The organism is Hydrogenophaga sp. GW101-3F08, assembly GCF_059424585.1.
Genome location: NZ_JBWKZP010000003.1, coordinates 441,971 through 462,709, shown reverse-complemented (window position 1 = coordinate 462,709; position 20,739 = coordinate 441,971). Strand labels below are relative to the sequence as shown.

Below are 20,739 nucleotides of genomic sequence, written 5' to 3'. Positions count from 1 at the left end.
CGCCGGTGGTGTCCCGGCTCAGGTTTCGAGATCACGCCGCTTCTGTTCGAACTCGTCCCGCTCGATTTCGCCGCGTGCGTAGCGTTCCCTCAGGAGGTCCAGCGCCGCGTTGCGCGGCGGGTCGGGTTGCCTGGGCCTGGCCATGTCGCCCGTGACCAGCCAGCGCACCAGCAGCACCACGCCCACGATCAAGAGTATCCAGAACAGGAGCATGAGCGGGCCCCCGAAACCCATGCCACCCCAACTGTGGTCCCAGTAGCGGTCCATCATGTCCGTCTCCTGCGCGAGCGCCGGGCAGCGGGTTGCTGCGCGAATGCCCACCATCCAAGCGTAGACCGGTGCCCGCCGACCGGCAAGCGCTTCGGGTGTCTGCCCGGGCAACGACCGCATGGCCAGGCGCTGTGGCCCCAGGTCCGTCAGCCGTTTCACGATCGCACGCGGCCCTCGCTTTACGGGCGCTGACTGTTGTCGGATCGACACGCTAAGAGATCCTTAAGTATTCAAACCCTAGCATCGCCATCGCCACGACCCTGGCGTGCTCACCCCTGCCTGGACGGGCCCCACCGACCGGTTTCCGACTGCCTTGTCCGTCCATGCGCGCTCTTGCCATCGCCTTTCTTCGCACGCCGACGCCCGCATTCGCGGTGCTGCGGGCTTTGGTGCTCGGCAGCCTGGTCGCGCTGTCCTTCTTCGCCCTGGAGAACCTCAACAAGGAGTTGAGGCTGTCGCTCTCGGTGTGGACCGCGGGGCGCACCCCTTTGCAGGTCTACCACGCAGCCCGCGACCAGACCTTTGACGAGCGGCAGGTGATCACCCGGTCCGCCTTGGAGGGTGGCTGGCAGCAGCATGTGCTCGATTTCCGGGGCTACCGCGACGTGACCCTGTTCCGCATCGATCCGATGACGACCCGGGGGCCCCTGCAACTGGGGCCGGTGGTGCTGACCGGGCGCTGGACCGAGCTGAAGCTGCAGGGCCCCGACCTGGAGCGTGCCCTGAGCGCCTGGAACGACCTGCGCGTCACGTCGGCCGACCGCGAGACGCTCCGCCTGGAGGCCACTGGGCCCGATCCGCATTTCAACCTGACGGTGCCCGACGCGCTGTTCGACCCGCCCCTGGGCCGGCTGAGCGCTGCGGCGGCTCTGCTGGGCGCCATGGTCGTGCTGGCCTGGCTGACCCTGGAAACCGCGACCGCGTTCTTGCGCCGCTATTTCCCGTTTGCCTACGTCCGCCTGCGCAACACGCTGATGTTCGGCTGGGTGTTGCCGGTGCTGATCTGCGCCGGCCTCACGTACCACGCCTCCGACAACATCACCGACAGCCCTGTCCTGGGTGACGCCATCCAGAACCTGCTGATCGCGCGCAATGTGTATCAGCACAACACCTTTTCCATCGACAACAGCGGCTTATACGCCCGGCCGAGCAATTTCCGGGAGCCGTTGCCGCCCCTGGTCGTGGGGCTGTACCTGAAGGCGCTGCTGCCCGCCGGCCAGCACCCTTCGTTTGCCCAGCTGCGGGCGGGTGACAAGACGCGTTTCGTCAAACTGAGCAACCTGATCTGGGTCTTTGCCGGCCTGGTCGGCGTGTGGCTGCTGATGATCCGGTTGACCCGCCACGGCGCCGCCGGCCTGGCCACCACCTTGCTGGCGTACCTGTACTTCTTTCACGCGCCGGCCTACATCGACACGCTCTACACCGAGCTGCCCACCGCCACCTTGCTCATCTGGTGCACTTACGCCCTGTTCCGGGCGGTGCGCAAGCTGCAGGCGCGTTACTTCGCCACCGCGGGCGTGTTGATGGGGCTGCTGGCGCTGTGCAAGGCCTCGTTTTTCTACATCGGCTGGGCCGCGCTGCTGCTCCTGGTGCTGGCCATGCTGTTCAGCCGTCGCGATCCGAAAGCCACCCGCTGGCAGGTGTTGCGCTGGGGGGCGGTGGCCGGGCTGTGCATGAGCCTGACCCTGGCGCCCTGGATGCTGCGCAACCAGTTGCAGTTCGGTTACAGCCAGGTGTCCGACCGGGGCGGCCTGATCCTGCTGGGCCGCGCGACCCTCAACCAAATGTCGGACGAAGAGGTGCTGGGCCTGCTCTATGAAAAAAGTCCCCGGCTCTACCGCCGGCTGGTGGAAGGCACCCGTTTCGCTGCCCGCCCGGGCGATTTCGAGCGGGGTGGCCGCTGGCAGCGCCTGAACCGGGGCGTCTCGTCGTTTTTTGAAAATGACCGCCGGGCCGCTTACCAGGGGCAACCGGATGGGGTGGTCAGCTTTCACTTCAAGTCCGGTGCCGAGGCCAAGCGGCGGCTCAATGAGTTGCGCGCCCAAGGGGTTCCCCACGCCGAGCAGGTGCTCGATCAGGCCATGAAGCGCGAGGCCATGGCCATGCTGCGGGCCGATCCCTGGCGCCACGTCTGGATGAGCGGCCCTTTCCTGTGGCACGGCTTCTGGAGCTTCCAGAAGTTCGAGATTCCGCTGCTCGATCCCGATCTGCAGGAAGTGCTGGTCGAGTTGCTGAACCTGGTGGCCGGGGCGGCCCTGCTGGCGGCTTTCGTGTTCGGCCTGTTCGCCCTGCGCCCCCGGCTGATCGCCCTGACGGTCATGCCGGTGGGGCTGTTGCTGTTCTACGCCTTCCTGACGCACAACATCCCCCGTTACTCCACACCCGCCCATCCCCTGATGCTGGTCGTGCTCGGGGTGGTGGCGCACCGGGGCCTGGCCTGGGTCCGTCGGCGGGGCCTGCTCCAGGGGTCGCCGCGCCAGGTGTTCCAGCGGTTGCGGCTGGTGGGCCGATGAGCGGCATGGGGCCTGTCTGTGGCGTGAGGGCCACGGCTTAAGGGGCATTTAACTTTGCCTTTCTAAGCTACTGCACCACGACCCCCGAGCCCCCGTGTGGACATGCGGCCCAGCTCCTGCACCGGTCGATCTTGCGCGGAACAGAACAGCATGTTGCATCAGTGGCTCCGGATGTCGCCCTCGGACAGCTTTGACTCGGTGTTGAAGCGCTACCGGGGCGTCGGACCGGGCTTTGATTTTCTGCGCATCTTTCTCGCGTTGGTGATTTTTGTGGGGCATGCCAAGTGGCTGGCCGGTCTCAGCGGCATGGCCATCGAGGCCGTGGCCCACCAGGCGTCTCTCGCGGCGAGCCACGCCGCCGGGCTTGATGGGGGTGTCCTGAATGTCACGCCCTGGACCGGCCTGGGTCGCCCCTTCAAGCTGGCCCTGGTGCCCATGTTCTTTGCCTTGAGCGGCTTTCTGGTCATGGGCAGCGCCGTGCGGCTGAAGAGCACGTCGACCTTTCTCGCCCACCGCGTGCTGCGGATCTTTCCCGCGCTGGTGGTCGAGGTGGCCCTGTCGGCCTGTGTGCTGGGCTGGTGGTTCACCACCGTGCCGCTGGACCAGTATGTCTCCGACCCCCAGTTCTTCCGGTACTTCCGGAACACCTGGGGCGACATCAGCTATTCGCTGCCGGGCGTGTTCGCCAGCAACCCGGTGCCCTTCCTGGTCAACGTCAACCTCTGGACCCTGCCGAGCGAGTTCTACTGCTACCTCACCATGGCGCTGCTGATGGTGACCCGGCTGGTCTACCACCGTGGGGTGTTCTCCGTGCTCATGCTGCTGGTCACCCTGGGCCTGGCCATGGCGCATGCGTTGACCGGCATGTCCGCGCCCCAGGGGCCCTACCCGGCGCATGTGGTGGTGTATTACTTCTTCATGGGCGTGCTGTTCTTCCACTGGAAGGAGCGCATTCCCGCCAATCCGTGGCTGTTTCTGGTCAGCATGCCGCTGAGCTACCTCCTGCTCATGTCCAACGCCATGACCTACGTGGCGCCGGTGGTGGTGGCCTACATGACGCTGTTCGTCGGCCTGTTGCCGATCCCCAAAAGCCGGCTGCTGTCCAGCGGGGACTACAGCTACGGCCTGTACCTCTACGGCTTCCCGATCACCCAGGCGCTGGTGGCCTGGCGCCCGCAGTGGTTCTCGGGCAGCCTGCCGGCGTTCCTGTGGCTGCTGCTGGCCGCCACCGGGCTGTCGTTCGCTTTCGCCGCGATCTCCTGGCACCTGATCGAGAAGCACGCTCTGGCGCTCAAGTCCTGGCTGCCGCCGCGGTGGTTTCCCGTGCCGGCCCGGGGCTCCAAGGCCTGAGGGCCGTGCCCCTGCGCTGCGGCCGCGGGGGAGCCTATGAAAAAAGCCCATGCAATCCCGCGAGGGGTTTGCATGGGCTCAGAGGCTGAGCGTCGTTCTGACGATGGGCGATCAGCCGCGCTTCTGGATCGTGTTGGCCAGATGGCGTTCCCGGAAGCGGCGCATCGCCCGGAACAGCACCGGGGGCATGTAGTCCTGCGAGACGCGCCAGCGCATGCCGCCGATTCTTTCGTGCGGCCGCTCGGCGAAGATCGTCGTGTGGGACTGGTTGGTCTCGTTCGCGGGCCGGCCGTTGGTGTAATAGAACAGCGCCAGCGACTTGCGCGAGTCACCGTCGGGGCAGGTCAACGGGTCGGGGTGGCCGTGAAACGTCTTGCTGGTGGGTGAAAAGATCGCCAGGCGGTTGAAGACGGGCAGGATCTTGACCTCGCACTTCGTCACCTCCTGGTCCCACAGCTCCAGGCTGCCGCCGTACTCTTCCTTCCAGTTCTTGTTCAGGTAGAGGATGACGTTGATGCGGCGGTCCAGGAAGTTGGCGTCGTGCTTGTTGAAGTCGGCGTGCAGCTTGAGCAGACCTCCCTTGGGGGTCTGGTGCAGACCGCCGCCCCGCATCGTGGGGTCGGAGATCATGTTGTCGATGCCCGTGACCTTTTCCAGGAAGCGCAGGAAAGGCGCGGAATTGAACTGGTACAGCATGCTGCGCGTGACTGGGCCGAACTTGGTCTCGTCCACGCAGACCAGTTTCTGCTCGGCCGGGCGGTTGTAGTTGTGCCACTCGATGTCTTGCGCCTTGGGGAATTCGGCGAGCATGGCCTCTGCCACGTCCTGCGGCAGGAAGTTGTCGAAAGCCATGTGGTTGAACGGCGTGCCCAGCTGGTACTTGACCGCGCCTTCGGCGGCCAGCGCCTCGTACCGGGGGTCGTCAAATATGAAACGGTTGCCAAAGTCGCAGATTTGCATGTTCAGGGTTCCTGGGGGAAAAGACACGAAGTGCTCCGGCGGGGATTGGAGCAGTAGCCCGAAAGCATGCGGTTGATCAAGATCAAGAGAGTGGCGGGTTGGTGCGCCGCGGGGCGTCGGGCATCTCATCACCGCGGTCCTTCGGCCGGAGCCTGGCAGCCCTTGGCCCCAAAACGCCCAAACCCCGGCCCCTCTGCGAAAATCTTCCCCATGAACGCGACCAACACCACCGAACTCATGAACACCCTGGGGCTGCAGGCCAAGGCGGCCTCGGCGCTCATGGCCAAGGCCAGTGCGGCCACCAAGCTGCGGGCGCTGCGCTCCCTGGCCGCGCTGCTGCGGGCCAACGTGGCACCGCTGCAGGTGGAAAACGCCAAGGACCTGGAGCGCGCCCGCGCCGCCGGCCTGAGCGAGCCCATGGTGGACCGCCTCAAGCTCACGCCCAAAGTGATCGAGACCTGCGCCGAAGGCTGCGAGCAGCTCGCCGCCATGGCCGACATCATTGGTGAGATCTCGGGCCTGAAGCAGATGCCCAGCGGCATCCGCGTCGGCCAGATGCGCGTGCCCATCGGCGTGTTCGGCATGATCTACGAGAGCCGGCCGAACGTGACCATCGAGGCCGCCTCGCTGTCCATCAAGAGCGGCAACGCCTGCATCCTGCGCGGCGGCTCGGAGGCCATCGACTCCAACCGGGCGCTGGCCGCGCTGGTGCAGCAGGCGCTGGCCGCCGCCGGCCTGCCGACCGACGCCGTGCAGCTCGTGCCCACCACGGACCGCGCCGCCGTGGGCCAGCTCATCACCATGCCGCAGTACGTGGACGTGATCATCCCGCGCGGCGGCAAAGGCCTGATCGAGCGCATCAGCGCCGAAGCCAAGGTGCCGGTGATCAAGCACCTGGACGGCAACTGTCACACCTACGTGGACGACCCCTGCGACATCGCGATGGCGGTGAAGGTGGCCGACAACGCCAAGACCCAGAAATACAGCCCTTGCAACGCCACCGAAAGCCTGCTCGTGGCGCGCGGCGTGGCGGCCGAGTTCCTGCCGAAGATCGGCGCGATCTACGCGGCCAAGGGCGTGGAGATGCGCGGCTGCCCGGAGGCGATGGCCATCCTGTCCGCCGTGCCGGGCGCGAACGTGGCGGCCGCCAGCGAGCAGGACTGGAGCGAGGAGTACCTGGCCCCTATCGTGAGTGTGAAGGTGGTGGCCGGCGTGGACGAGGCCATCGCCCACATCAACCACTACAGCAGCCACCACACCGACGCCATCCTCACCACCGACCACATGCACGCCCAGCGCTTCCTGCGCGAGGTGGATTCGGCCAGCGTGATGGTGAATGCGAGCACCCGCTTCGCCGACGGTTTCGAGTTCGGCCTGGGGGCCGAAATCGGCATCAGCACCGACAAGTTCCACGCGCGTGGGCCGGTGGGGGTGGAAGGCCTGACATCCCTGAAATACGTTGTGTTGGGTGAAGGCGAGGTCAGGAGCTGACCCGTTGGTGCTTGCAAGCCCCGCCATCGCCCCCATATCCTCCAGTCCTCCCCCTAAATCCCTCACTTCCAGCCCACACGCAACGCAAAAGCGTCCAGGGCCAGCACGGAACCGGCTTTGCCGGGCCCAGCTGGCGCCCCCCACCGGGGGGTGACGCCAAAAGGCGGCGCGGGGGGCTCTCCAATATGGTTCCGCACCTCGTCACCGCTCTCACCGGCCCCATCAACGAACTGGAACAGCGCATCCTCGAATCCACCCCCGTGATCGAGCGCTGGTTCCGGCTGGAGTGGATGGAGCACACGCCGCCGTTCTATTCTTCGGTGGACGTGCGCAACGCCGGTTTCAAGCTCGCGCCGGTGGACACCAACCTCTACCCCGGCGGCTGGAACCACCTCACGCCCGAGATGCTGCCGCTGGCGGTGCAGGCGGCCATGGCGGCGATCGAAAAGATCTGCCCCGAGGCCAAGAACCTGCTGCTGGTGCCCGAGAACACGCACGACACCTTCTACCTGAGCAACCTGGCCCAGCTGCAGCGCATCTTCTACATGGCCGGCCTCAATGTGCGCCTGGGCTCCTTGTCCAACGACATCAAGGCGCCCACCACCATCGACCTGCCGGGCGGTGAGTCGATCACGCTGGAGCCGCTGATCCGCAGCCGGCGCCGGCTGGGCCTCAAGCATTTCGACCCCTGCACCATCCTGCTCAACAACGACCTGAGCGCGGGCGTGCCCGGCATCCTGGAAGACCTGCACGAGCAGTACCTGCTGCCGCCGCTGCACGCGGGCTGGGGCACGCGGCGCAAGAGCCACCATTTCAAGGCGTATGAAGAAATTGCCAAACGCTTTGGCAAGCTGCTGGGCATGGACCACTGGCTCATCAACCCCATGTTCAACCAGTGCGGCGAGGTGAATTTCGCCGAAGAACACGGGCTGGAGTGCCTGCGCAGCAACACCGACGCGCTGCTGGGCAAGATCCGCCGCAAATACAAGGAATACGGCATCAACGAGAAGCCGTTCGTGGTGGTCAAGGCCGACAACGGCACCGGTGGCATGGGCATCCTGACCGTGCGCGACGCCAAGGACATCGACGCGCTGAGCCCCAAGGCGCGTGAGCGCATGGCCACCGTGCAGGCCGGTCAGCCGGTCACCGAGGTCATCATCCAGGAAGGCGTGCTGACCAACGAGCGCATCAACGCTGCGGTGGCCGAGCCGGTGGTCTACATGATGGACCGCTACGTGGTGGGCGGTTTCTACCGTGTGCACGCGGAGCGCGGCGCCGATGAAAACCTGAGCGCCCCGGGGTCGAGCTTCGTGCCGCTGGCCTTCGAGCAGAGCGCGCAGCTGCCGCAGCCCGGCGTGAAGCCCGGCGCCAGCGTGCCCAACCGCTTTTACATGTATGGCGTGATCGGGCGGCTGGCCATGCTGGCCGCGAGCTACGAACTGGAAGCGACCGACCCGGACGCAGAAGTTTACGAGTGACCCCCCGCGCCGCGCCTGCGGCGCGTCACCCCCCCAGGGGGCGATGCGAGTGGCCCGGCGGAGCCGGTTCCACCGCATCCTGGTGGCAGGCACGCCGCGCCGGAATGGGGTGGGTTCCGCGATGTTCTGGGTGAGGGCACCTCTCGCGTTTTGAGTTGTTGCGCTGCAACATTTGTCACGCGCCGGCCTTTTCGGCGATACCCCCCCACTGGCGGCGCGCGGGCGGTGGGCGCAGAATCGCCCCCATCCTGACAGCCGAACCCGGGCCGACCAGTCCCGGGTATTTTTTTGTGTCCAGCAACAAGTCTTCGCTCGCCGCGCTCACCCTGGGCGCCATTGGTGTGGTGTATGGCGATATCGGCACCAGCGTGCTGTACGCCATCAAAGAGATCTTCGGGTCCGGCCACGTGCCTTTCACGCACGACAACGTCTATGGCGTGCTCTCCATCGTTTTCTGGACCCTCACCGTCATCGTCTCGCTCAAATACGTGGTGCTGGTGCTGCGCGCCGACAATGCGGGCGAGGGTGGTCTGATCGCCATGCTGGCGCTGGCCTCGCAGGCGGTGAAGGAGCGGCCCGAGCTGCGCAAATGGCTGCTGGCCATCGGCATCTTCGGCACCTCGCTGTTCTATGGCGACGGCGTCATCACCCCGGCGATCTCGGTGCTCTCGGCGGTTGAGGGCCTGGAGGTGGTGTCGCCGGCCTTCAAGCAGTACGTGGTGCCGATCACGCTGGTAGTACTGTTCGGCCTGTTCTTCGTGCAGAAACGCGGCACCGGCGGCATCGGCAAGTTCTTCGGCCCGATCACGGTGCTGTGGTTTCTGGCGATCGCGGTGCTCGGCGTGTCGCACATCGTGGGCCACCCCGAAATCCTGGGCGCGCTCAGCCCGCACCACGCGCTGCGCTTCATGTGGCAGCAGCCGGGCACCACCTTCATCATCCTGGGCGCCGTGGTGCTGTGCGTGACAGGCGGTGAGGCGCTCTACGCCGACATGGGGCACTTCGGCAAGAAGCCGATCCGCGTGGCCTGGTTCGCCATCGTCATGCCCTGCCTGACGCTGAATTACTTCGGCCAGGGCGCGCTGCTGCTGACCGACCCCGCCGCGGTGAAAAACCCGTTCTTCAACATGGCGCCCGACTGGGCGCTGCTGCCCCTGGTGGGGCTGGCCACCATGGCCACGGTGATCGCTTCGCAGGCGCTGATTTCGGGCGCCTTCAGCGTCACCAAGCAGGCGGTGCAGCTCGGTTACCTGCCGCGCCTGAACGTGCAGCACACCAGCGTGCACGACACCGGCCAGATCTACCTGCCTTTCGTCAACTGGGGCCTGTTTGCCGCCATCGTGCTGGCGGTGGTGATGTTCAAGTCTTCCACCAACCTGGCCGCGGCCTACGGCATCGCCGTGACGCTGGACATGCTGATCACCACCGTGCTCACCTTTTTCGTGATCCGCTACGGCTGGAAATTCCCGCTGTGGCTGTGCCTGGTGGCCACCGGGTTTTTCTTCATGGTCGATCTGGCCTTCTTCAGCTCCAACCTGCTCAAGCTGTTCGCCGGCGGCTGGTTCCCACTGCTGATCGGTGGCGTGGTGTTCACCCTGATGATGACCTGGAAGCGGGGCCGTGAGCTGCTGTCACAGAAGCAGCAGGCCGAGGCCATCGAACTCGACAGCTTTCTCGAATCGGTGTTCATGGCGCCGCCCACGCGCGTTGAAGGCACGGCGGTGTTCCTCACGGCCGAGGCCGGCACCGTGCCCAACGCGCTGCTGCACAACCTCAAGCACAACAAGGTGCTGCATCAGCAGAACCTGTTCGTCACCGTGCGCAACCACGAAGTGCCCTGGATCGGGCTCGACAAGCGGCTGGCCGTGGAGCCGCTGGGCCACGACTGCTGGCAGGTGGCGATCCACTACGGGTTCAAGAACGATCCGGATGTGCCCAAGGCCTTGCAGCTCATGAGCGGCCGGGGTTGCGAACTCGAACCCATGGCCACCAGCTACTTCCTTTCGCGCGACCTGGTCGTGCCCACCCTGGGCAGTGGCATGGCGCCCTGGCGTGAAAAGATCTTTGCCCAGATGCACCACAACGCTGGCGCGGCGGCCGAGTTCCTGAACCTGCCGAGCAACTCGGTGATCGAGCTGGGTTCAAAAATAGAGATATAGGGCGCCCGGACAAGGCGTTCGCGCCGTCGCCGACGCGTTGGCGCTGTTTGTGCAACAGTACGGGGCCGCCCGAAAAGCCACCTGACCACGCCCATGAACATCCTCTTCGTTGCCGACCCGCTCGCATCTTTCAAGATCTACAAGGACACCACCTTCGCCATGATGCGCGAGCTGCAGCGGCGCGGCCACACCCTGGCCGCGACCGAGCCGCAGCACATGGCCTGGCAAAGCGGCCAGTCGGTGAGCGCCAAGGTGCGCCACATCGGCCTCACGGGCGATGCCGATGCGTGGTTCCGCGTCAGCCGCGAGGCCATCGAGCCGCTGCACGGTTTCGACGCCGTGATCATGCGCAAGGACCCGCCGTTCGACAGCGAATTCTTCTACGCCACCCACCTGCTGGAGCAGGCCGAGCGCGAGGGCGCGCGCGTGTTCAACAGCCCGCGCGCGCTGCGCGACCACCCGGAAAAGCTCGCCCTCATGGAGTTCGCCCGCTTCGCGCCGCCCACGCTGGTGACGCGCCAGGCCGCCGCGATCCGGGCTTTCCACGCCGAACACCGGGACATCATCCTCAAGCCGCTCGATGGCATGGGCGGCATGGGCATCTTCCGCGTCGGTCCGGACGGGATGAACCTGGGCTCCATCATCGAGACGCTCAACCAGGGCGGCGCCACCAGCGTGATGGTGCAGCGCTACCTGCCGCAGATCGTGGACGGTGACAAGCGCCTGCTGCTGATCGGCGGGAAGGTGGCGCCCTTCGTGCTGGCGCGCATCCCGCAGGGCAACGAGGTGCGCGGCAACCTCGCCGCGGGCGGCAAGGGCGTGGCGCAGCCCCTGAGCGATGCCGACCGCGCGGTGGCCGAGGCCATCGCCCCCACGCTGGCCGCGCGGGGCCTGCTGCTGGTGGGTCTGGACATGATCGGCAACAGCGTGACCGAGATCAACGTGACGAGCCCGACCTGCTTCCAGGAGATCACCGAGCAGACCGGCTTCGACGTGCCGGCGATGTTCGTGGACGCGCTGGAAGCCGCGTTGGGATGAAACACCCCCGCAGCGCTTCGCGCGACCCCCTCAAGGGGGCGGCGCTGTGGCATGCGCAGGGATGGCGCTCCGGCGACATGGAGAACTGACATGAGCGACATCGAAAAGCCCGCAGTGCCGATCAAGCAGGTGCGCAACCCGCTGCACGGCCTGACGCTGGAGGCCATCGTCACCGCGCTGGCGGAGCACTACGGCTGGGAAGAGCTGGGCCAGCGCATCCCGGTGCGCTGTTTCAACGTGGACCCGAGCGTGGGCTCCAGTCTGCGTTTCCTGCGCAAGACGCCCTGGGCGCGTGAGAAGGTGGAAGGCCTGTACCTGTTCATGCTGCGCGAGCGCAGCCGGGCGGCGGGCCGGCAACCCCGCTGAGGGTATCGCGGCACCCTGTCGTGTGGGAACCACGGCAGGGCTCGCCCGCCGGCCGGTGCGCGCGAGGCGAAAGACAACGAAATGGCTCGCAACTTCATGGCCAATTCGGTCAACTCCATCATTGGCCAGAACATGCGCATCTCGCTGGTGAGCGACATCTCCTGCGCCCAGACCACGAGCAGTTGCGCGAGGTCTACCTCGCCTGGGAGCGCAGCCTGTTGAACCACAGCATGGGCGCCCGGCGCCTGCCGGAGTTGCGCGAGAAGCTGTTCAAGGTGCGCTGAGCGGAGCACCGCCCTGGCCCTCGCGAGGGTGCTTCAGTGGGCCGCCGCCTTGGAAAACACGTTGAGCACCACCACGCCGGCGATGATCAGGCCCATGCCGATCAGGCCGGGCAGGTCGATCTTCTGACCGTACATCACCAGCGCCACGAGGGTGATGAGCACGATGCCAAGGCCCGACCAGACCGCGTAGGTGACGCCCACCGGCAGCGACTTGAGCACCAGCGAGAGGCAATAAAACGCCACCGCATAGCCCACCACCACGACGGCCGAAGGCCCCAGCCGCGTGAAGCCGTCGCTGGCCTTGAGCGCGCTGGTGCCGATCACTTCGGCCACGATGGCCAAGCCCAGGGTGAGCCAGGCGTTCACCGGACCACCCCCCGTGCTGCGCAATGCGGGGCTGAGCGCCTTCGGAACGGCCGTGCGGCGCTCACAGGAGTACCTACGCCCTGCGGGCTGCGGTGCGAGCTTGCTTGGGAGCGGCCCTGCGCGGCGCTCATGCCGCGCTCCGCGCCACTGCCAGCGGCAGCCCGTCCACGAACACCTTGAGCTCGTCGGGCTCGAAGGCGGTCCACTGTTCGTTGCGGGTCAGCGGGGTGGTGACGATCACCGCGGCGCGGTCGCCGGGCTGGTTGAGCTCGGCGAAGTTCACCGTCCAGTCCTGGTCCATCAGCGTGGCCTGGGTGAACGGGTGCTGGCGCACCAGGTAGTGCAGCTTGGTGCTGCAGTGCGCCCACAGCGCGTCGCCGTTGGAGAGCAGGAAGTTGACGCTGCCAAAGCGCCGCACCTGGGGCAGGAGCTCGTGCAGGGTCAGCGTGAGTTCTTCGATGCTGGGCAGGCCGGCGTGCGACTTGGCCAGTTCCTGCAGCAACCAGCAGAACGCGCGCTCGCTGTCGGTGGTGCCCACGGGCTGGAACTGGCCGTGCAGCTTCGGGTGGTAGTCCTTGAGGTCGCCGTTGTGGGCGAACACCCAGTGGCGGCCCCAGAGCTCGCGCGAGAACGGGTGGGCGTTTTCCAGCCGCACGTCGCCGATGGTGGCCTTGCGCACGTGGGCAATGATGTTGCGGCTCTTGAGCGGGTAGCTGCGCAGGAACTCGGCCATGCGCGATTCGGCGGCGCACTGGTGGTCCACGAACAGCCGCAGACCGCGGCCTTCAAAGAAGGCAATGCCCCAGCCGTCGGCGTGGTGGTCGGTGGCGCCCCCGCGCTGGCAAAAGCCGGTGAAGCTGAACGAGGCGTCGGTGGGGGTGGCGCAGTTGAGACCCAGCAGTTGGCACATGTGGAATGACCCCCCTGCGCCGCTGCGCGGCTTCCCCCCTGGAAGGGGGGACCGCACTGGTGGCCCGGCAAAGCCGGTTCCACGGTGCGTGCTGGACGAGGCTTCTTCGCTCCAGCGCTGCGCCTCGGTCGGAGGCTTGGTGGTGGTGAAGCTCGTATTGTGCGACGGACTGTTCGCCGTGGGGCGGGGCCGCTTCGGCCGGGTTGCGCGGGTCCACCGTGGGATCAGTCTGCCTCGCGCTGCGCACGCAGCTTCCAGGCTGCCCCCAAGGCCAGCGCGCAGATGGCCGCGAGCATCAGAAAGGTCTCGCTGAACGCCGCCAGCCGCGCAGGGCTGGTGTTGGCGGTGTCCAGGCGGAAACCGTGGGCGGCCACGCGCCATTCGAGCACGATGCCGCACAGGCTCACACCGGCCGCGCCGCCGAGCATGCGCAGGAAGTTGATCACGCTCGAACCCTGCGGGATGTGGCTGCGCTCCAGGCCGCGCATGGCGCCGATGTTGAGCGAGGGCAGGATGAAGCCCAGGCCGATGCGCCCCAGGATGGCCCAGCTCACCAGCAGGGGGATGATCTGCGTGGGCTGGCGCAGGTCGATGGTCGCCATCAGCGCGAACGAGGCCGCCAGCAGCACCAGGCCCACGCTCACCAGCCGGTGTGTGGGCTGCCGATCGGCCAGGCGGCCCACGATGGCGATCGTGACCGCCAGCACCAGCCCGGCCGGCAGCAGGATGCTGCCCACGTAGGACGGCGACAGGCCCAGCCCCATCTGCATGTAGACCGGCAGCAGGTAGGTGGAGCCGAACAGCGCAATGCCATAGATGAAGGCCACGATGCTGCCCATGGTGAAACGCCGGTCGGCGAACATCGAGAGGTTCATCAGGGGGTCCACACCCTCGCCGGGCCGGTGGTGGCGGGCCTTGAGCGTGCGCCGCTGCAGCCACACGAAGAGCAGCAGCAGCGCCAGCGCGCCGCCCAGCAGGGCCAGGCCCTGGGCCGGGGTGTCGCCCTGCAGTTGCACCAGGCCGTTGAGCAGGCACAGCGTGCCCGCGGCGGCCAGCAGCAGGCCGCGCCAGTCCAGCCCCGCGCCTTGGGGGTTGGCTGCGACGCCGCCCGGCGAGGTGGTGGGCACGAATCGGCGCGCCAGCCAGAGCGAGGCCAGGCAGAACGGCACCACCATGAAGAAGATTGAGCGCCAGCCAAAGCCATCGACCAGCAGGCCGCCGATGCTGGGGCCGATGGCCGGGGCCAGCACCACGCCCATGCCGAAGATGCCGCTGGCACGGCCCTGCTCGTGCGGCTCGAAGGCTCGCAGGATGATGATGGCCGGGATGGGCTGCACCACCCCAGCGGCCAGGCCCTCGGCCACGCGCGCGGCCAGCACGAGCGGGAAGTGGTTGGCGAAACCGCCGGCCACGCCACCGGCCATCAGCAGCCACATGCAGCCCGCGTAGGTGCGCCGGTAGCCATGGCGCGCGAGCAGCCAGGGCGTGGTCAGCATGGACACGGTCATGGCCGCCATGAAGCCCGAGGTGACCCACTGCGCGCGTTCCTGGCCCAGCGTGAAGTGCTGGCTCATGTCGGGGATCGCCACGTTGATGATGGTCGAGGACATGATGGCCGCCATCGTGCCCACCATCACCGAGAGCAGCAGCAACCAGCGGTAGCGCGCGCCGTAGCGTTCGCGCAGCGCGGTGATGGAGTGGTCGGGGGGCGGTGTCATGGCGGGGAGGGTGGGAAGGCTGCAACGATAACCGCCCGCGCAATTCCCGGCACCGGGTGCGGCCTCAGTTTCGCCTAAGTTTGGCTTGGGGAGCGCTGGCAGAATGGCCGTGTGGGCCGTTCGGCCCCGGACTTCCGAAGGAATCCACCATGCGGCTGCTGCTGGTTGAAGACGACACGATGATCGGTGAGACCGTGCTCGATCTGCTGCGCGCCGAACACTACGCGGTGGACTGGGTGAAAGACGGCGAGCTGGCCGACACGGCGCTGCGCACGCAGGACTACGACCTGCTGCTGCTCGACCTGGGCCTGCCCCGGCGCGATGGCCTGTCGGTGCTGCGGGCGCTGCGCGCGCGCAGGAACCGCCTGCCGGTGCTGATCGCCACCGCGCGCGACTCGGTGCAGCAGCGCATCGAAGGCCTGGACGCCGGGGCCGACGACTACGTGCTCAAGCCCTACGACATGGACGAACTGCTCGCGCGCATCCGCGCCCTGCTGCGCCGCGCCGCCGGGCGCGCCGAGCCGGTGTACGAGCACCAGGGCGTGAGCATCGACCCGGCCACCCGCGAGGTCACGGTGAACGGCCAGCCGGTGGTGCTGTCGGCGCGCGAATGGGCGGTGCTCGAACCCCTGCTGGCGCGGCCCGGCCTGGTGCTCTCGCGGGCGCAGCTGGAGGAAAAGCTCTACGGCTGGAAAGACGAGGTCAGCTCCAACGCGGTGGAGGTCTACATCCACGGCCTGCGCAAGAAGCTCGGGGCCGAACTGATCCAGAACGTGCGCGGCGTGGGCTACATGGTGAAGAAGATATGAATCCCCCCTGCGCCGCTTCGCGGCTTCCCTCCGCTGGGGGGACGATGCCTGTGGCCCGGCGGAGCCGGTTCCACGGCATCCCTGGGCCAAGGCACGTCGCACCGGCGCTTGGGCGGGGAGTGCTGACGTGAAGCGTTACCTCTCATCCTTGCGCGCCCGGCTGCTGGTCTTCGTGCTGCTGGCCATCCTGGCCACGGCGCTGTTGCAGGCGGGGCTGGCCTGGCGGGCCGCGCGGGCCGAGGCCGACGAGATTTTTGACTACCACATGCAGCAGACCGCGCTGTCGCTGCGCGCCGGCCTGCCGCAGGGCCTCGTCACCGGCGTGATCCCCGTGCCCGCCGAGGGGCAGGACTTCGACTTCGTGCTGCAGATCTGGACGCTCGATGGCGAGCTGGTGTTCGAGTCGGCCGCGCGCGCCGAGCTGCCGCAGCGCGCGGTGTTGGGCTTCACCGATGTGCTGGCGCACGGCACGCGTTACCGCGTGTTTTCGGTGCAGGCGCGCAGCTTTGTGATCCAGGTGGCGCAGGACCTGGCGGTGCGCCAGCGCATGGCCGGTTCGCTCGCGCTGCGCACGGCGGTACCGATCCTGCTGCTGGCGCCGCTGCTCATGTTGCTGGTGGGCTGGGTGGTCAGCACCTCGCTGGCGCCGGTGGCGCGCGCGCGGCGCCAGGTGGCGCAGCGCCAGGCCGACGACCTGACCGAGCTCACCGAGACCGACCTGCCCGACGAGGTGCGCCCGCTGGTGCACGAGTTCAACGGCCTGTTGCGGCGCGTGGCGCAGGCCTTTGACGCGCAGCAGCGCTTCGTGGCCGACGCCGCGCACGAACTGCGCTCGCCGCTGGCCGCGCTCAAGCTGCAGGTGCAGGGCCTGCAAAGGGCGTCCGACGACCTCACCCGCGAGCGCGCGCTGGAGCGCCTGGGCTCGGGCATCGACCGCGCCACGCGGCTGATCGAGCAGTTGCTGGTGCTGGCGCGCCAGCAGGCCAGTGCGGCCTCGGGCGTGCGGCCCGAGCCGGTGGCGCTGGACGAGCTGGTGCGCCTGGCCGTGGCCGAGATGGCACCCGCGGCCCAGGTGCGCAGCATCGACCTCGGCCTGGCCCAGGCCGACGCCGCGCGGGTGAGCGGCCACGCCGAGGCGCTGCGCATCCTGGTGCGCAACCTGCTGGAGAACGCGGTCAAGTACACGCCGGCGGGCGGGCGGGTCGATGTGGCGCTGCGGGCCGGTGCCGGCACGCTGGAGCTCAGCGTGGAAGACAGCGGACCGGGCATTCCCGAGGCCGAACGCGAGCGTGTGCTGGACCGCTTCTACCGCGTGCCGGACGCGGCCTCCGCGGGCAGTGGCCTCGGTCTGGCCATCGTCAAGGCGGTGGCCGATCTGCACGGCGCCACGCTGCAGCTGGACACCTCGCCAGCGCTGGGTGGCCTGCGTGTGCGGGTGGTCTTCCACCCGGGCGCCATGGGGTGAGTGGGGCTTGGGGGCCGGCTTTTTGAGCTTCTTCTCTCCCTTCTTCTGACGGGTGTGTTCGTCGGTGCGCGTTCAGAAGGTGCAGTACCTCGCGCTGCGGCAGGCGCTGTCCGGCGGGGGCTCATACTGGGGCGGTCGGCGCTTTGCGCCGACTCCGCTGCGCCCACCAGCCTGGGGCCGGCGCGGCCAAACTCGCTGCGTTCGCTGCGCTCTCTCCGCTCAAACAATGGCCGCGAGCCAGAAACGAAGCGCGCACTTGCGCGCCCGGCCCAGGCTGGCGGTCACAGCCGCCCCAGAAATCGCCCCCACCGGACAGCGCCTGCCGCAGCAAGAAATGAAATGGCGCTCCACCGGTGGCGAACCCACACCTTTGTCGCCCAAGCGCTGTGGCCTGCCCGCGCACGTCTTGGCTTGCGAGGTGCTGCAAGCGAGATCTCCCGCTCACTGGCGTCGCATCGGGCAAGACCCTGCCAGCAGTGGTTCTTAAGCCCGGTCTAAGTGTCTGCTTCGACAGTGAAGCCATGTCCAACCCATGGTTTCACAAGGAGCACACATGAACACCCGAAACCTCACACCCGCCCGCCTCGTGCTGGCCCTGCTCACCGCTGGTGTGCTGGGCGGCGCCGGGGCCACCTATGTGGTCGGCGGCCTCGCGCGGGCCGAGGCGCCTGTCAGCGCGACGGTGGCCAGCAGCAGCGCCGCCCCGCCGGCCAGCCCGCAGGGCGCGCCCGATTTTTCAAAGATCACCGAGCGCTACGGACCGGCCGTGGTCAACATCAGCGTCAGCGGTGTGCGCCACGCGTCCGCCGAGGGCGAAGAGGCCGCTGCGGCGCGTGGCTTGCCGCCCGGCATCGACCCCAACGATCCGTTCTTTGAATTCTTCCGCCGTTTCCAGGGCCCAGGCGGTGGCATGCCCGACCAGCGCGACACCCCGGTGCGCGGTCAGGGCTCGGGCTTCATCATCAGCGCCGACGGCCTGATCCTCACCAACGCCCACGTGGTGCGCGACGCCAGCGAGGTGATCGTCAAGCTCACCGACCGGCGTGAGTTCAAGGCCAAGGTGCTGGGCTCGGACCCGAAGACCGACGTGGCCGTGTTGAGGATCGACGCCAAGGACCTGCCCACCGTGCCGATGGGCAGCACGCGCGACCTCAAGGTGGGCGAGTGGGTGCTGGCCATCGGCTCGCCCTTTGGCTTCGAGAACAGCGTGACCGCGGGCGTGGTCAGCGCCAAGGGCCGCTCGCTGCCCGACGACAGCTTCGTGCCCTTCATCCAGACCGACGTGGCGGTGAACCCCGGCAACTCGGGCGGGCCGCTGTTCAACAGCCGCGGTGAGGTGGTGGGCATCAACTCGCAGATCTACAGCCAGTCCGGCGGTTACCAGGGCCTGTCGTTCGCCATTCCCATCGAGCTGGTCACGCAGGTCAAGGACCAGATCGTGGCCACCGGTAAGGCCAGCCACGCGCGTCTGGGCGTGACGGTGCAGGAGGTGAACCAGGCCCTGGCCGACTCCTTCAAGCTCGACCGGCCCGAAGGCGCGCTGGTCGCCAGCGTGGAGCCCGGTGGCCCGGCCGACAAGGCCGGCCTGAAGCCGGGCGACGTGATCCGCCAGGCGAACGGCCAGCGCATCGTGGCCTCGGGCGACCTGCCGGCGCTGATCGGCCAGTCCACCCCGGGCAGCCAGATGGCGCTGGAGGTCTGGCGCCAGGGCCAGCGCGAGACGCTCACCGCGAAGCTGGGCGACGCCAGCGACAAGAAGGCCCAGGTGGCGCAGGCCGGCGACGGCGTGGGCCAGGGCAAGCTCGGCCTGGCCCTGCGCCCGCTGCAGCCGCAGGAAAAACGCCAGTCCGGCGTGAGCGCGGGCCTGGTGGTGGAGGGCGTGGGCGGCCCCGCCGAACGTGCGGGGGTGATGCCGGGCGACCTGCTGATGGCCGTGAACGGCACGCCGGTGCAGAGCGTCGAGCAGGTGCGTGCGGTGGTGGCGAAGTCGCCGAAATCGGTGGCGCTGCTGATCCGGCGCGAGGGCGACACGATCTTCGTGCCGGTGCGGCTCGGCTGATGGCGGGCACTGGAAGTACAGGGGCGGGCCCGGTGCCTCGTGGCACCGGCCTGTCGGCCCACATCCTGCCGACCTCGGCCACCATGATCGGGGTCTGCCTGACCGCGCTCTACATCAGCCTGCTCAGCCCCTTCAGCGCCGGGCGGATGGTGGTGGACAAGCTGCTCGCGGTGGACGCGTTGGTGTTCCTCGTCAGCGCGGTGTTGTCGTTCCTGTCCATGCGCGTGCACGGGCGGGCGGCGCGTTTCGAGTCGCTGGCCGAAAACGTGTTCATCGGTGCGCTGGGCCTGCTCGCCCTGGGGGCGCTGGTGCTGGCGTTTGCCGTGAGCTGAAGGCGGATCACGGCGCCGGGTCTGGCGGCGTGGCCGGGCCGGTGGGGCGCTGGTCGAACGCCGCGAGGCAGGCGACGCAGATGCAGGCCTTGCCCCGCGCCTCGGTGGGCAGGCGGTCCAGCAGCTCGGCGCTGAAGCGCTGCGAGGTGCACCAGCACGGCGCCTGCGGCAGGCCGGTTTCCCGCTCGACCTCCATCGCGCAGCGGTTGTCGCCGCCGCACAGCGGGCAGCGGGTGGGGTCGGGGAGTCGGGCGTCGGTGGGCATGGGTGCGGGAAGGGAATGGGCCAGTTTAGCGAGGCTGTGCACGGGGCGGTATGGTATTTTCGAGCTCCCCGAAACCCGTCCGCCACCGCTGCCCGCCGGGCGCCTGCCGCCTCCCCCTGGAATGTTCATGCGCCCCATCTGTCCGCCGCACCGGTCCGCGCGCTCCGCCCGCCGGGGCCCGGCAGGGTGGGGTCTGTTGGGCCTTTGGTTCTGGCTGTGGAGTGTGCCCGCCCTGGGCCTGGCGGCCGACGCTCCCGCGCGCACCGTGCCCGACACCCTCGCCCAGCGCGCCATGGCCTGCACCCTGTGCCACGGCAAGGAAGGCCGCGCCACCAACGCCGGCTACTTCCCGCGCATCGCGGGCAAGCCAGCGGGTTACCTCTACAACCAGCTCACCCACTTCCGCGACGGCCGACGCCAGAACCCCGGCATGGCCACGCTGCTCGACAACCTGTCCGACAGCTACCTGCGCGAGATCGCCGACCACTTCGCGGGCCTCGATCTGCCGTACCCGCCGCCACAGACGGTCAACGCGCCCCGCGATCAGCTCGCGCGCGGCGAGGCGCTGATCCGGCGCGGCGACCCGGCGCGCCAACTGCCCGCCTGTGCGGACTGCCACGGCCAGGCGCTCACCGGAAGGCAACCCGCCATCCCCGGCCTGCTCGGCCTGCCGCGCGACTACCTGATCGGGCAACTCGGCGCCTGGCAAACCGGCCTGCGCCATGCGCACGCGCCCGACTGCATGGCGCAGATCGCCAAGGGCCTGACGCCCGACGACGTGGGCGCGCTCGCCACCTGGCTCTCGGCCCAGCCGCTGCCCGCCGACACGCATGCCGTCGCGCCGTCGGCCCAGCCGCTGCCGATGCGTTGCGGGAGCGTGGCGCGATGAGCTCGCCCCGCAGTCCG

The 20,739-nt window shown here is 68.1% G+C and carries 18 protein-coding genes; 12 read left to right on the top strand and 6 right to left on the bottom strand.

Annotated elements, in window-relative coordinates:
- Positions 1–18 precede the first annotated feature (18 nt).
- The gene (locus tag AC07YZ_RS11605; protein WP_494794833.1) at positions 19–270 is read right to left on the bottom strand and encodes an SHOCT domain-containing protein; all 252 of its coding nucleotides are present in this window, start codon (positions 268–270) and stop codon (positions 19–21) included.
- Between the two features lie 323 nt (positions 271–593).
- On the opposite strand from AC07YZ_RS11605, the gene AC07YZ_RS11600 reads away from it, so the two are divergent.
- Positions 594–2,783, top strand: a complete 2,190-nt coding sequence (locus tag AC07YZ_RS11600; RefSeq protein WP_494794832.1) for a glycosyltransferase family 39 protein — start codon at positions 594–596, stop codon at positions 2,781–2,783.
- Between the two features lie 150 nt (positions 2,784–2,933).
- Positions 2,934–4,133 (top strand): acyltransferase family protein, encoded by a 1,200-nt coding sequence (locus AC07YZ_RS11595; RefSeq protein WP_494794831.1) that lies wholly within the window; start codon positions 2,934–2,936, stop codon positions 4,131–4,133.
- 111 nt (positions 4,134–4,244) lie between these two features.
- Here AC07YZ_RS11595 and AC07YZ_RS11590 read toward each other — a convergent pair whose 3' ends face one another.
- Positions 4,245–5,093 carry a 2OG-Fe(II) oxygenase gene (locus tag AC07YZ_RS11590; protein ID WP_226491259.1) on the bottom strand — a complete coding sequence of 283 codons (849 nt, stop codon included), beginning with the start codon at positions 5,091–5,093 and terminating at the stop codon, positions 4,245–4,247.
- A gap of 210 nt (positions 5,094–5,303) precedes the next feature.
- Between AC07YZ_RS11590 and AC07YZ_RS11585 the strand changes: the two genes are divergently transcribed.
- From AC07YZ_RS11585 to AC07YZ_RS11565, 5 genes are all read left to right on the top strand, one after another.
- Positions 5,304–6,584, top strand: coding sequence for a glutamate-5-semialdehyde dehydrogenase (locus AC07YZ_RS11585; RefSeq protein WP_494794830.1), 1,281 nt, complete (start codon positions 5,304–5,306; stop codon positions 6,582–6,584).
- Between the two features lie 185 nt (positions 6,585–6,769).
- Complete coding sequence (gene gshA, locus AC07YZ_RS11580) at positions 6,770–8,062, top strand: glutamate--cysteine ligase (RefSeq protein WP_226491261.1); 1,293 nt, start codon at positions 6,770–6,772, stop codon at positions 8,060–8,062.
- 290 nt (positions 8,063–8,352) lie between these two features.
- Positions 8,353–10,221, top strand: a complete 1,869-nt coding sequence (locus tag AC07YZ_RS11575; RefSeq protein WP_494794829.1) for a potassium transporter Kup — start codon at positions 8,353–8,355, stop codon at positions 10,219–10,221.
- Between the two features lie 93 nt (positions 10,222–10,314).
- Entirely contained in the window at positions 10,315–11,259 is a 945-nt protein-coding gene (gene gshB, locus AC07YZ_RS11570; RefSeq protein ID WP_494794828.1) for a glutathione synthase, read from the top strand.
- Positions 11,260–11,349: 90 nt separating this feature from the next.
- Positions 11,350–11,625, top strand: coding sequence for a VF530 family protein (locus AC07YZ_RS11565; protein WP_226491264.1), 276 nt, complete (start codon positions 11,350–11,352; stop codon positions 11,623–11,625).
- 317 nt (positions 11,626–11,942) lie between these two features.
- Here the strand turns inward: AC07YZ_RS11565 and AC07YZ_RS11560 are convergent, their stop codons facing one another.
- The 3 genes from AC07YZ_RS11560 to AC07YZ_RS11550 all read right to left on the bottom strand — a co-directional run bounded on the left by AC07YZ_RS11560 (position 11,943) and on the right by AC07YZ_RS11550 (position 14,903).
- The gene (locus AC07YZ_RS11560; protein WP_226491265.1) at positions 11,943–12,275 is read right to left on the bottom strand and encodes a DMT family transporter; all 333 of its coding nucleotides are present in this window, start codon (positions 12,273–12,275) and stop codon (positions 11,943–11,945) included.
- A 127-nt stretch (positions 12,276–12,402) separates the two neighbouring features.
- On the bottom strand, positions 12,403–13,185 hold the full coding sequence (locus AC07YZ_RS11555) for a class II glutamine amidotransferase (RefSeq protein ID WP_226491266.1): 783 nt from the start codon (positions 13,183–13,185) through the stop codon (positions 12,403–12,405).
- A 224-nt stretch (positions 13,186–13,409) separates the two neighbouring features.
- The gene (locus AC07YZ_RS11550) at positions 13,410–14,903 is read right to left on the bottom strand and encodes an MFS transporter (protein WP_494794827.1); all 1,494 of its coding nucleotides are present in this window, start codon (positions 14,901–14,903) and stop codon (positions 13,410–13,412) included.
- A 149-nt stretch (positions 14,904–15,052) separates the two neighbouring features.
- Between AC07YZ_RS11550 and AC07YZ_RS11545 the strand changes: the two genes are divergently transcribed.
- The 4 genes from AC07YZ_RS11545 (at position 15,053) to AC07YZ_RS11530 (ending at position 19,568) form a co-directional block, all read left to right on the top strand.
- Positions 15,053–15,712 carry a response regulator gene (locus tag AC07YZ_RS11545; RefSeq protein WP_494794826.1) on the top strand — a complete coding sequence of 220 codons (660 nt, stop codon included), beginning with the start codon at positions 15,053–15,055 and terminating at the stop codon, positions 15,710–15,712.
- A 127-nt stretch (positions 15,713–15,839) separates the two neighbouring features.
- A complete protein-coding gene (locus AC07YZ_RS11540) occupies positions 15,840–17,177 on the top strand; it encodes an ATP-binding protein (RefSeq protein WP_494794825.1) in 1,338 nt (445 codons plus the stop codon).
- 553 nt (positions 17,178–17,730) lie between these two features.
- Positions 17,731–19,236, top strand: coding sequence for a DegQ family serine endoprotease (locus tag AC07YZ_RS11535; protein WP_494794824.1), 1,506 nt, complete (start codon positions 17,731–17,733; stop codon positions 19,234–19,236).
- 32 nt (positions 19,237–19,268) lie between these two features.
- On the top strand, positions 19,269–19,568 hold the full coding sequence (locus AC07YZ_RS11530) for a hypothetical protein (RefSeq protein WP_226491271.1): 300 nt from the start codon (positions 19,269–19,271) through the stop codon (positions 19,566–19,568).
- Positions 19,569–19,575: 7 nt separating this feature from the next.
- Here the strand turns inward: AC07YZ_RS11530 and AC07YZ_RS11525 are convergent, their stop codons facing one another.
- On the bottom strand, positions 19,576–19,875 hold the full coding sequence (locus tag AC07YZ_RS11525; RefSeq protein WP_494794823.1) for a cysteine-rich CWC family protein: 300 nt from the start codon (positions 19,873–19,875) through the stop codon (positions 19,576–19,578).
- 181 nt (positions 19,876–20,056) lie between these two features.
- Here AC07YZ_RS11525 and AC07YZ_RS11520 point away from each other — a divergent pair, with 181 nt between their 5' ends.
- Positions 20,057–20,722: a c-type cytochrome gene (locus AC07YZ_RS11520; protein WP_494794822.1), complete on the top strand. Its 666-nt coding sequence runs from the start codon at positions 20,057–20,059 to the stop codon at positions 20,720–20,722.
- Positions 20,723–20,739: the final 17 nt, after the last annotated feature.

Bases quoted from the DNA above. Each gene is read 5' to 3' on its own strand.
- gshB (WP_494794828.1), top strand. From the start codon at position 10,315: ATGAACATCCTCTTCGTTGCCGACCCGCTCGCATCTTTCAAGATCTAC.
- AC07YZ_RS11585 (WP_494794830.1), top strand. From the start codon at position 5,304: ATGAACGCGACCAACACCACCGAACTCATGAACACCCTGGGGCTGCAG.
- AC07YZ_RS11550 (WP_494794827.1), bottom strand. From the start codon at position 14,903: ATGACACCGCCCCCCGACCACTCCATCACCGCGCTGCGCGAACGCTAC.
- AC07YZ_RS11605 (WP_494794833.1), bottom strand. From the start codon at position 270: ATGATGGACCGCTACTGGGACCACAGTTGGGGTGGCATGGGTTTCGGG.
- AC07YZ_RS11535 (WP_494794824.1), top strand. From the start codon at position 17,731: ATGAACACCCGAAACCTCACACCCGCCCGCCTCGTGCTGGCCCTGCTC.
- AC07YZ_RS11555 (WP_226491266.1), bottom strand. From the start codon at position 13,185: ATGTGCCAACTGCTGGGTCTCAACTGCGCCACCCCCACCGACGCCTCG.
- AC07YZ_RS11545 (WP_494794826.1), top strand. From the start codon at position 15,053: ATGCGGCTGCTGCTGGTTGAAGACGACACGATGATCGGTGAGACCGTG.
- AC07YZ_RS11600 (WP_494794832.1), top strand. From the start codon at position 594: ATGCGCGCTCTTGCCATCGCCTTTCTTCGCACGCCGACGCCCGCATTC.
- AC07YZ_RS11595 (WP_494794831.1), top strand. From the start codon at position 2,934: ATGTTGCATCAGTGGCTCCGGATGTCGCCCTCGGACAGCTTTGACTCG.
- gshA (WP_226491261.1), top strand. From the start codon at position 6,770: ATGGTTCCGCACCTCGTCACCGCTCTCACCGGCCCCATCAACGAACTG.
- AC07YZ_RS11565 (WP_226491264.1), top strand. From the start codon at position 11,350: ATGAGCGACATCGAAAAGCCCGCAGTGCCGATCAAGCAGGTGCGCAAC.
- AC07YZ_RS11590 (WP_226491259.1), bottom strand. From the start codon at position 5,093: ATGCAAATCTGCGACTTTGGCAACCGTTTCATATTTGACGACCCCCGG.